Genomic DNA, 10,859 nt, shown 5'->3' with positions numbered 1-10,859 from the left:
GGCAGAGCTGATCGACGGCTGCCTCACCGAGACCGGATTACTCATGGGCGCCGGATGATCTACCGGCCCGCCACTGCGAGTTCAACCTCAGTACCCGGCGGGTGAGACGAGAGGCGGTCGCCGAAAGCGGAGCGGTCTGGAGCGCAGATACCGAGAAGTCGCCCTCAAGAACTGCGACATCGTGGATCTGGCGTATTTCCCCGTCGAGGACCGCGACCTCGCCACCAAAGAGCTCCTGCTCCGCAGCCTTTATGTCTCGCTCCGCGTCGCGGTGGAAATCCCTCCGGGAACGGAATCCCACGATCTCGACACGAAGCTCAAGGACATGGAGGCCCACCGAGGGGACCGTCGTGACGGGCGGGACCGCGGTGCGCGCTTCTCCATCGGCGAGCGGCTCCGGGAGTCGAAACGCCTCGTCGTGCTGGGAGATCCCGGCGCCGGCAAGAGCACCATGCTGCGCTGGATCGCGACCGCTTATCTCCTCCGTCTGAAGTCGGACCCCGACTGGAACCAGTTGCCGGACGTCGGCACCCTCCCCGATGCCGACTGGCTGCCCCTGCTCATCCGGTGCCGCGACATCGAAGCAGGACGAGGCGTGGGACCACTGGAGGAAATCGTCCGGGACCAGCTGCGCGCCTCCCAGTTCTCCGACCACGAAGCCAGGAGCCTGACCGACACTCTGCTCGACGCCCTGCGGGCCGGGCGCGTCCTGCTGCTGATCGACGGCCTGGACGAGATCTCCGACCCGGGCCTGCGGGCCCGCTTCTGCCAACAGATCGATCAGATCCACGTCGCGTATCCGAAAGCCTCCATCATCGTCACCTCAAGGATCGTCGGGTACAAGGAGATGGGGCTGCGCATCACGCGCGGGTTCGAGCACGTCACGGTGCTCGACCTCACCCCGGAGGACAAGGACGACTTCGCGCGGCGCTGGTGCACGGTGACCGAGCCCATGCTCCGTCGGGAGTCCGCGGCGCAACAGCTCATCAGCGACATCCACAGCACGGATCGCATCGAGCGCCTCACCGGGAACCCGATGCTCCTGACCACCATGGCGCTGGTCAAGAAGAAAGTCGGAAAGCTGCCGAGCCGTCGGGCGGACCTCTACCGGGAGGCCGTGGAAGTCCTCCTGAACTGGCGCGGCAGCGTGAGCGAGCGGCTGGACCGGTACGAGGCGCTTCCCCAACTCCAGTATCTGGCCTACTCGATGTGTGACGCCGGTGTTCAGCAGATACGGGAAGACGAGGTCGTCGACACGCTTGACCGGATGCGGCAGGACTTTCCCATGGTCCGGCCGGCAGGCCGACGCCCCCCGCTGGAGTTCCTGCGCCTCCTGGAGAGGAACACCGGAATCCTCGTCGAGTCCGGTCGGACCCGCCACAACGGCGAGCTCGTTGCCGTCTACGAGTTCCGCCACCTGACCTTTCAGGAATATCTGGCCGGACTGGCACTCGTGGCGGGGAAGTATCCGGGAAAGGACAGGGAGAAGCCACTGGCCGGTCAGGTCGCCACCCTCGCCGCGCGGACGACTCCTGCCCCGAACTCTCAGCACGAGGGTGATTCGACCGTCACGGAGAGCTGGCGCGAGGCGCTCCGGCTCTGCGTCATGTCGTGCAATGACGACGATGTGGACGACGTCCTCCAGGCAGTGCTCCTCCCCCTGGACGGAGAGGATATGGGCACGAGCAGACCACGCGCCGTGCTCGCCTGCTCGTGCCTCTCGGACGAGCCCAACGTCAGCGAGGGCGTGGCGATGGACATCATCGACCGGTTCATCGGCGAACTCACGGACCTCGACGGCGGTGGTCTTACAAGCACTACCGCGGACGCGGCAGCCGAGGAGATAGCGGGCTCCAATTGGGGACCCAAGCTCAGTCGCCGCATCGTGACCGCCTGGCTCAAGAGTCCCGAAGAGTTCTGGAGGACCGCCGGCGTTGCCGCCACGATGCTCGGCACCGCGGCGCCCCGTAATCCGGTGGAACGCGAGGGATGGGTACGCGATCAGACCGCCCGGCTCGACGGACCGCAGGTCGAAGCGGCCGTGGAAGCAGCCCTCGCCCTGATGCAGGCCGCGTTCATCGAGGGCATCCCGATGGTGCCTGGCCTGGTGTCGCGGCTCACCTCCATGCTCTCGCGCGGACCGTGCGAGGCCATGGCTGCCGCCTGGGTCCTCGGCTGGCTGGCCAAGGGCTCGCCTCATTCCATGGACCGGAGGAGGTGGGAACACTCGGCAGATGCATTGGACGAGTTGGCGCAGGCCATTCTGACCGACGACATACCAGGGGAGGCTGTCGGATTCCTGTTGTGGTGTCTCGACGCAGAAGTCGAGGGGCGCCATCACACCCTGGTCGCCAAGGTGATCCAGCGATACGTGTCCTCCGCGCCGAGGGTTCGCGGCCTGATCTCGGACGAGTACCCGAGGATTTTCCCGGACGCAGTCGATCCGGTCGTCGCGATTCTCCAGCACGACGACGAAGACGTTCGCCGCGCAGCGGCGCTCCTGTTGACGCGGATGAGAAATCCCCTGGTGGTGGTCCCCCTGCTGCGTCTCCTGCCCGACGCCGACGAAGACCTGCAGCACCAGGTCGTTCAAGCCCTGGGCCGGCTTGGCGACCGAAGGGCGGTGGAACCGCTCCTGGCCATACTGACCGTCTCTGACGGTCAACCACGCACGGGGGTCCCTTCAGCCCTGGGACAGCTCGGTGATCCCAGTGCGGTGGAACCCCTTCTGAGCCTCCTGACCAATCCCGACGGCGAACCTCAGCCGGAGGTCGTCCAGGCACTCGGCCAACTCGGTGACCCCAAAGCCATCGGTCCCCTCCTGGAACTGCAAAGGGTCCAGCCTCTGGAGCCGCCTTCGACAATGATCGCAGCCCTGGCAGCGCTCGGAGACGCTGAAGCCGGTCAGGTCATTCGACAAGCCATGGAGGGCGATTCCAGCGAAACCCGCAGCGCAGCCCTGTGGTCTCTCGCTTCCCTGGAGACGAGCCGCACCGCCAAAGTGCTCCTGTCCAGGGACCGCGACGGAGTGTCACCGGGGATCGACCCCGCAGATGAGCTGACAGAGCAGGACCTGCTGGCCTCTTGCGCTGCCGTTGACCTCCCCTTGGAGGAAGTCCGCGCCCACTACGAAGAACTGTCGGAGCGGTACCCCTTGCGACTGTCCTGGGCTTCTGCTGAGCGGAGCTAGCCAGAACTGGGCAGCGGCAGGGCCCCAGCCGCACACCGCACCGCGCGGCTGGGGCCCCTCGTCCACCGCCCCGTCAGCCCCGGAACTCCGCCGTCCGCTCCGGCGACGCCTCCGCCAATGCCTTGGTCACGGCCTCGACTCCACCTCGGAACCCGTACACCGGCGTCCCCGGCTGCTGGCGCCAGGAGTCGTCGAGGCCGCCCGCGTCCACCGTGTCGAAGCCGAGGTCGTCGATGAGGGTGCGGACGCGGGTCTTGGCCGCCGGGTCGTCGCCGGCGACGGGGAGGGCCATGCGGTCGGGGGCGCCGGACGGGCGGGGGCGGTCGAGGAGGTCCTGGGCGTAGGTGCCGTTGAAGGCCTTGACGAGCGCCGGGTGGCCGATCTGCCGGGAGGTCCAGCGGGTCTCGGTCAGGCCCTCGTCGTCGATGGGGGCGATCTTACCGTCGCGCTGCTGGGGGTAGTAGTTGCCGGTGTCGATCACCGCCACGTCGTCCGCCGCTCCGTCCAGGAAGCCGGGCGGAAGGTCCGGTACCGCCCTCATGGGGACGGCGATCACGACGACCACGGCGTCGCGCGCCGCCTCCTCGACCGGGACCGGTGTCGCCCCGGTCTCCTCGGCGAGTGCGGTGAGCGTGTGAGGGCCGCGGGAGTTGGCGACGGAGACCTCGTGGCCGAGGGCGGTGAGCCGTCGGGTGAGGTTGCCGCCGATGTTGCCCGCGCCGATGATGCCGATCTTCATGTCTGGCCCTTCCAGGAGGAGTGCCGTCTGCCGTCCGACGGCTTCGCAGCGCGTTCACGGTGCGTACGCGAAGGCAGTTTGTCGGTTCTGCGCAGCACCCGCCCCCGGGCAGAAGCGGGCTGCTCCGGACTTCCGCCGATCGGGCGACAACATCCTCAGAGCCAACCCGCGTACGGAAGCGCACGGCACGCGGGAGGGGCGCACCCAGGTGACCGGTGTGCGCCCCTCCGTGCACGGCATCACTTGCTCAGGTGGCCCCAGAACTCGTCGAACGAGAGGAGCTTGTCGCCGTTGAGGTCCTGGGCGGCGATGACGGCCTCGGCCACGGCTTCGGTGACGTTCCAGTCCCCGCCCTGGGCGAGAGCGGTCTTGAACTCGGCGGCGGTGATGAAACCGTCACCGTTCGTGTCGATCCGCTCGAACTGCTTGCGTGCCTCGTCGATGTCCGCCACCGGGTCCGCCCCTTCTCGGTACAGGAGTTGTCCTGCAGTACTGCTGTGTTGACCGGGTCAGATTATCCGGCGAGCCGACCGCGCAGCGCGGCGACCACCCAGGCGAACTCCTCACGGTGGGTCGGCCCACGTCGATCATGTGAGTGAGTCTGTGTCTGTGCCTTCCAGTGAGTGGAGACTCAAGAGGAGGAGAGCGGCCCGCAAGCGGCGCGACGACGTGCGGGTGCGGGCCGCCGCCGGGGACGTGCTCGTCCTGGGGCGCGGGATCGCGGGGCGGCTGGAGGCCGCGGTCGAGGTGGACGACGACGGGACGGCCGTACGGCATCGGGGGCTCGGCCGGGCGCTGGCCTCCGCGGCGCGGCAGCTGAGCGGCGGCGAGCCGGTCTGGGCCCAGCAGGCCGCCGGGAACGCGCGCAGCGTACGGGCGTTCCAGGCGGCCGGTTACCGTCCGGTGGGGGCGGAGGCGCTGCTCGTCGCGCCCTGAGAGCCCCGGTCTGTGACGGTCTCGCCGACGTCGACGCAGCCGGGGCTTCGACGCGACCTGGCCATCGACGCTGCCGGGGACCGTCAGTCGATCAGTAGCGGGGCAACTGCCCCCGCATCAGCGGAAGATGCCCGTGTGCCCGAGTGAGTAGCGGCCCGGCTGCGGGTACACCGCGAGACCGTGCGGGCCGCTGCCGACGGGGATGCGGGCGAGCTGTTCTCCGGTGCGGGTGTCGATGGCGTACACCTCGGCGTCGTACCGCCCGGACAGCCACAGGACCTTGCCGTCCGCCGAGACGCCGCCCATGTCGGGGCTGCCGCCGTCGGGGAGCCACCACTTCTTGGTGAGCTTGTTCTTGGTGAAGTCGAAGACGGAGACGGAGCCCTCGCCGCGGTTGGAGACGTACATCTCCTTCGAGTCGCGGCCGACGTACAGGCCGTGGCAGCCCTTGCCGGTGGGCAGGAGTTCCGGGGTGGTGAACTTCTCGCCGTCGAGGACCCACATGCCGTCGGCCATCATGTCGGCGATGTAGAACCGCTTGCCGTCCGGGGAGATCTTCACGTCCTGCGGCATGGCGCCCTCGAAGGGCAGTTTCTGCTGGCCGACGACCTTCATCCGCTCGGTGTCGACCTTGAGCAGTTCGCCGCTGAACTCGCAGGAGACGATGAAGTAGCGGCCGTCGAGGGAAAAGTCGGCGTGGTTGACGCCGTAGCAGCTGACCGGCTCGGTCTTGACCCGTTTCATGGTGTGCGGGTCGCGGAAGACCAGCTCGCGGTCGAGGGAGGCCATGACGACGGCGTGTTTGCCGTTGGGCGTGAAGTACAGGTTGTACGGGTCGTGCACCTCGACCGGCTTGCCCACCTTCCCCGTCTTCGGGTCGATGGGGGTGAGGGTGTGGCCGCGGTTGTTGTTGACCCAGAGGGTCTTCATGTCCCAGGAGGGGACGACATGCTGGGGCTGGCGGCCGACCGGGATCGTCTCGATGATCTCGTACGTCTTGGGGTCGATGACGGAGACGGTGTCGGACTCGCTGTTGGGGACGTAGACGCGGGACGGGAAGTCCTTGACCACCGGGGAGAGCTTGTTCGGGCGGTCGGCGGCGTAGACGTCGTTCGGGTCGAGGACGGGCGGCATGCCGTGCAGGCCCTCGACAGCGGTCCGCTTCTTCCGCTCGGCGGCTTCGGCAGCTTCGGCGGCTTCGGCAGCTTCGGCGGCTTCTACGGCTTCGGCGGCGGCCTGACTGGCTCGCGTCCGCTCGGTGGCCTGGTCCTTGGTCTCCGTGCCGCAGGCGGCGAGGGCCGCGAAGGCGCTGACGACCGCGGCCGCGAGGAGGGCGCGCTGGGTGTGGGTGCGGGGCGTGGTCACGCGCACCATTTAAGGGGGACGGTGCCGGAAACCGGCCGATTGGACCGTTTGGCGGAGATGCGCGCCCAAGGCCGGCCCGTACGTCAGCGGTCGGCGACCCGCATCTCGAACCAGGTCGTCTTGCCGCGCGGCAGGAGGTCGACGCCCCAGCGGTCGGCGAGCTTGTCGACGAGGAAGAGGCCGCGTCCGCTGATGTCCATGTCCTGGACCGGCATGAGACAGGGGAGCCCGCGGGAGGGATCGCGGACCTCGATACGGATCCAGCCCCGGCAGTGGCGCATCCGGAGGCCGAACACCCGGGCGCCGGTGTGCCGTACGGCGTTGCCGACGAGTTCGGACACCAGTAACACCGCGTCCTCGGTCGTCTTCGGCGAGAGTCCCCAGTGCCGGAGGATCACCACCTGGGCGAGCCGGCGGGCGGTGGCCGCGGACTCGGGGCGGGACGGGAGCGGGACCTCGGCCTTGGTGGGGTTGCCGAACAGTTCCAGTGCCTTGAGCGCCTGCTCGTCCTCGACCGCAGGCGACCAGCGCGCCGCGGTCGCACCCCCGTGCCGCCGCGGCTGTTCGATACCCTCCAGCCCCGCCATGCCCCCATCATGGCCGCCCAGAGGCCCGTTCGGGGGCGTTCCGCAGGAATACACCCCCCGGAACCGTACATTCCGGAGGGTTCGCCTGACATATGCCAGTGGCAGCAGACGCCCCGTCACAGCCTTGGTGACCTGCGGCGATTCCTCCGGATCGGGCAATCGCCGGCGAGTGATCACAAGGTTTGCTTAAGGTTGCCTTAAGGCTCCCATAAACCGCCCCTTCGGGGGATACGGGTAAGACATCGCGTCAACTGCAAGTGGATCAACGGAACTTGGGGGGTGAGATTCGACGCCCCGAAAGCCCTTGCGGGAAGCGTTCCGAAGAGCCTCAGACGAACTTCGCCTTGCCCGGCCCCTCCTCCACGAAGCTCCGCATCCCGCGCTCACGGTCCTCCGTGGCGAACAGCCCGGCGAACCAGTTCCGCTCGATCGCGAGCCCCGTTTCGAGGTCCGTCTCCAGCCCCGCGTCGATGGACTCCTTCGCCGCGCGCAGCGCGATCGCCGGGCCCTGCGCGAGCTTCGCGGCCCACTCGTGCGCCGCCGGGTACACCTCCTCGGCCGGGAGGACCCGGTCCACCAGACCGAGGGCGAGCGCCTCGTCGGCCTTGACCATACGGCCGGTGAAGATCAGGTCCTTGGCCTTGGACGGGCCGATCAGACGGGCAAGCCGCTGGGTGCCGCCCGCTCCGGGGATCAGGCCGAGCAGGATCTCCGGCTGCCCGAGCTTCGCGTCCTGAGCGGCGATGCGGTAGTCGGCGCACAGCGTCAACTCGCAGCCGCCGCCCAGCGCGTAGCCCGTGACGGCCGCGACGACCGGCTTGGGGATGCGGGCGACGGCGGTGAAGGAGTCCTGCAGGGCCCGGGAGCGCGCGATCATCGCCGCGTGGTCCATGGCCTGCATCTCCTTGATGTCCGCGCCCGCCGCGAACACCTTCTCGCCGCCGTGGAGGACCACGGCGCGCACGTCGTCGCGCCGTGCGGCCTCCTCGGCGAGTTCCTTGAGGCGGTCCTGGGTGGCGATGTCCAGGGCGTTCATCGGCGGGCGGTCGAGGCGGATGGTGCCTACGCCTTCGGCGACTTCGAGATGTACGGTCATGCTCCGCAGGTTAACGGGGACTAACGTCGTCGTCATAGTGCGGGTGCGTGGTGGCTGGTCGCGCCCCGCGGCGGAGCCGCTGATGTCACCGCCCCGCGCCCCTTTGGGACGCGGCCCGGCCCCCTATGCCTTCCAGTCCTCCCACGACATGTTCCAGCCGTTGAGGCCGTTGTCCGGTGCGATTGTCGCGTCGTTGGAGTTCTTGACGGTGACGACGTCGCCGAGGATCGAGTTGTTGAAGAACCAGGCCGCCTCGATGTCCTTGTCCCAGCCGCCCTGGACGTCGCGCAGGCCGATGCAGCCGTGGCTGGCGTTGTAGTTGCCGAAGGCGTCGCCGCCCCAGTAGTTGCCGTGGATGAAGGTGCCCGAGGTGGACAGGCGCATGGCGTGCGGGACGTCCTTGATGTCGTACTCGCCGCCGTAGCCGACCGTGTCGCCGTTCATGCGGGTCACGGTGAGGCGCTCGCTGATGACCATCTGGCCGTTCCAGGTGTCGTAGCCGGGCGCGCCGGTGGTGACGGGGATGGTCCGGATGACCTTGCCGTCACGCTTGACGACCATCTGCTTGGTCTTGACGTCGACCGTGGAGACCTGGCTGCGGCCGATCTCGAAGGAGACCGTCTTGTCCTGCTCGCCGTAGACGTCGGGGCGCCCCTCGACGCCGTCGAGGTTGAGGTCGACCGTGACCTTCGTGCCGGGCTTCCAGTAGTTCTCGGGGCGGAAGTCGAGGCGGTCGTTGCCGAACCAGTGGCCCTCGACCTCGACGGCCGGCTCGGTCTTGATGGTGATGGCCTTCTCGACGTCCTCGGGGTTGGTGATGCCGCGCGTGAAGCGGAGCGAGAACGGCATACCGACGCCGACCTTGGAGCCGTCCTCGGGGGTGAAGATGCCGACGAAGGTGTTCTGAGGCGTCAGCGTGGTGAACGACGAGTCCTCGGCCGCCTCCAGCCCCGCCGAGTCCTCCGCCACCGCGTGGACCTTGTACTCGGTGGCCGACGCGAGGTGGATCGACGGCGTCCAGGTGGCGCCCCCGTCGGTGATCTCCCCCTCGATCTCGTTGCCCTCGCCGTCCTCGACGGTGACCTCGGTCAGCTTGCCCTTGGCGGCGGTGACCTTGAGGGCACCGCTGGTGGCCACGTCGGCGGCGCCGTTCTCCGGGGCGATCCTCACGACGGCCTGGGAGACCTTGGTCTCCTGCTTGTCCGAGTCCCCCTTGCCCTTCCCCTTGTCGGAGCCGGAGTTCGAGCCTCCGCCTCCGCCCCCGCACGCGGTCACCGTGAGGAGGAGCACGCCCAGCAGCAGCGCCAGTACTCCTCGTGTCCGCGCGCCAACCGACGCCCCCGATATCGGTCGCCCGTTCAAGTTCGCTCTCCCCTCGCATGGCCCCCTGTCGGGGCCGGTCGGCCTGATGAGGCCGCACGTCAACGCGTCGTCCGCGTATGTGTGTGCGTACATTAACCACACGTTCGACGCTTATGATCCCCGCGGTTGTCACCGTTTGGTCCCAAGTCGGACCACGCGGGGTGCTCGTGCGACCCCCCTCGGAGTTCCTCGCCCCGTCCCCCTATGTCATCCATCTATGTCATCCATGCCGTCCTCATGTCGGACTACTTCACCGAGGAACCCGCTTTCCACTCCTTCCAGCCCATGTTCCACCCTCCGAGGCCGTTGTCGGGAGCGACCTTCTTGTCCTCGCTGTTGACGACCTCGACGACATCACCGACGAGGCTCCGGTCGAAGAACCATCCGGCGGGCGTGCCCGGACTGCCGCCCTTCACATCGCGCAGCCCGACGCATCCGTGGCTGACGTTGGCCCTGCCGAAGACGTCTTCCGCCCAGTAGTTGCCGTGCAGGAAGGTCCCGGAGGTGGTCAGTCGCATCGCGTGCGGGACGTCCGGGATGTCGTACTCCCCCTTGCCGTCGGCCTTCTTGAAGCCGACGGTGGCGCCGTTCATCCGGGTCACCTCCAGCATCTCGGTGACGACCATCTTCCCGTTGTACGTCGTGGTCTCCGGCGCCCCCGCGGTGATCGGCAGGGTGGCGATCAGCTCGCCGTCGCGCCGGACCCGCATGGTGTGCGCGGCCGCGTCGACGACGCTGACCTGGCTGCGGCCGACGGTGAACGAGACGGTCTTGTGGTGGAGTCCATAGACCCCGGGCGCCCCCTCGACGTCCCGCAGCCGCAGCGCGACGGTGACCTTCGTGCCCGGCTTCCAGTAGTGCTCCGGGCGGAAGTCCAGCCGGTCGGCGCCGAACCAGTGGGGGCGGATGTCGACGGCCGGGCTGGCCCGGATGTCGATCGCGCGCTCGACGGCCGCGCGGTCCTCGATCTCCCGGTTGAACTCCAGGGAGACGATCATGCCGGTGCCGACGGTGGAGCGGTGCTCGGGGGTGACGTGCGTGATGAAGCGCTTGTCGGGGGCGTACGTCGTGAAAGTGGTGTGCCGGGCCCAGCGGCGCCCGTGGCCGTCGAGGGCGACGGCGTCGACCCTGTAGCGGGCGGCGAGGGCGGGGCGGCCGTCGCCGGTGGGGCGCCAGGTGAGGCCGTCGGCGGAGATGCGGCCGGGCACCGGAGTGTCCTGCGCGCCCTGTGACTTGACGACCCTCACGGACTCCAGGCGCCCGCTGGGCACCCGCACCTCGAAGCGCTCGTCGCCGCGCACCCCCTCGCTGCCGTCCTCCGGGGAGACCCGGATCACGTCCTCGGAGGCCCCGGGCCTGCCGAAAAGCCCTCCGCCCGTGCATCCGGCGGCCCCCGCCAGCAGGCCCGCCCAGGTCAGTACGGCGGCCAGCGCGGCCCCTGCGCGTCGCGCGTGTGTCTGTACGTCGTTCACGTGCGTCCCAACGACGGCGCACGCCCCGGGGAAACGTGAGTGCGAGCCACACGCTGGGCAGAACCTTGGGGAGGACGACGCGACGGGGAGCCACGCCCGTGAGCCGGCACCG

At 68.7% G+C, this 10,859-nt stretch carries 8 protein-coding genes and 1 pseudogene; 2 read left to right on the top strand and 7 right to left on the bottom strand.

Translation table 11 applies throughout. The annotated features are described in order from the left end of the window. Positions 1 to 181 precede the first annotated feature (181 nt). Entirely contained in the window at positions 182 to 3,190 is a 3,009-nt protein-coding gene (locus ACWD3C_RS42490) for a HEAT repeat domain-containing protein (protein ID WP_451153087.1), read from the top strand. 73 nt (positions 3,191 to 3,263) lie between these two features. Here the strand turns inward: ACWD3C_RS42490 and ACWD3C_RS42485 are convergent, their stop codons facing one another. Then, on the bottom strand, positions 3,264 to 3,929 hold the full coding sequence (locus tag ACWD3C_RS42485; protein ID WP_451153085.1) for an NADPH-dependent F420 reductase: 666 nt from the start codon (positions 3,927 to 3,929) through the stop codon (positions 3,264 to 3,266). A gap of 239 nt (positions 3,930 to 4,168) precedes the next feature. Continuing rightward, entirely contained in the window at positions 4,169 to 4,381 is a 213-nt protein-coding gene (locus ACWD3C_RS42480) for an EF-hand domain-containing protein (RefSeq protein WP_451153083.1), read from the bottom strand. Positions 4,382 to 4,574: 193 nt separating this feature from the next. Here ACWD3C_RS42480 and ACWD3C_RS42475 point away from each other — a divergent pair. After that, positions 4,575 to 4,865: pseudogene (locus tag ACWD3C_RS42475) on the top strand (GNAT family N-acetyltransferase); the annotation flags it as partial. A 117-nt stretch (positions 4,866 to 4,982) separates the two neighbouring features. Here the strand turns inward: ACWD3C_RS42475 and ACWD3C_RS42470 are convergent. The 5 genes from ACWD3C_RS42470 to ACWD3C_RS42450 form a co-directional block, all read right to left on the bottom strand. Further along, positions 4,983 to 6,230, bottom strand: coding sequence for a YncE family protein (locus ACWD3C_RS42470; RefSeq protein WP_451153081.1), 1,248 nt, complete (start codon positions 6,228 to 6,230; stop codon positions 4,983 to 4,985). Between the two features lie 83 nt (positions 6,231 to 6,313). After that, positions 6,314 to 6,817 carry an ATP-binding protein gene (locus ACWD3C_RS42465; protein WP_451153079.1) on the bottom strand — a complete coding sequence of 168 codons (504 nt, stop codon included), beginning with the start codon at positions 6,815 to 6,817 and terminating at the stop codon, positions 6,314 to 6,316. Between the two features lie 328 nt (positions 6,818 to 7,145). Beyond that, complete coding sequence (locus ACWD3C_RS42460; RefSeq protein WP_451153077.1) at positions 7,146 to 7,913, bottom strand: enoyl-CoA hydratase/isomerase family protein; 768 nt, start codon at positions 7,911 to 7,913, stop codon at positions 7,146 to 7,148. Between the two features lie 123 nt (positions 7,914 to 8,036). Continuing rightward, on the bottom strand, positions 8,037 to 9,275 hold the full coding sequence (locus ACWD3C_RS42455; protein WP_451153075.1) for a L,D-transpeptidase: 1,239 nt from the start codon (positions 9,273 to 9,275) through the stop codon (positions 8,037 to 8,039). 245 nt (positions 9,276 to 9,520) lie between these two features. Beyond that, entirely contained in the window at positions 9,521 to 10,747 is a 1,227-nt protein-coding gene (locus ACWD3C_RS42450) for an Ig-like domain-containing protein (protein WP_451153073.1), read from the bottom strand. Positions 10,748 to 10,859 lie beyond the last annotated feature (112 nt).

This window comes from Streptomyces sp. NPDC002845 (assembly GCF_053591955.1).
The sequence above is the reverse complement of the archived record's forward strand: the minus strand, read 5'-3'. Positions and strand labels throughout refer to the sequence as shown.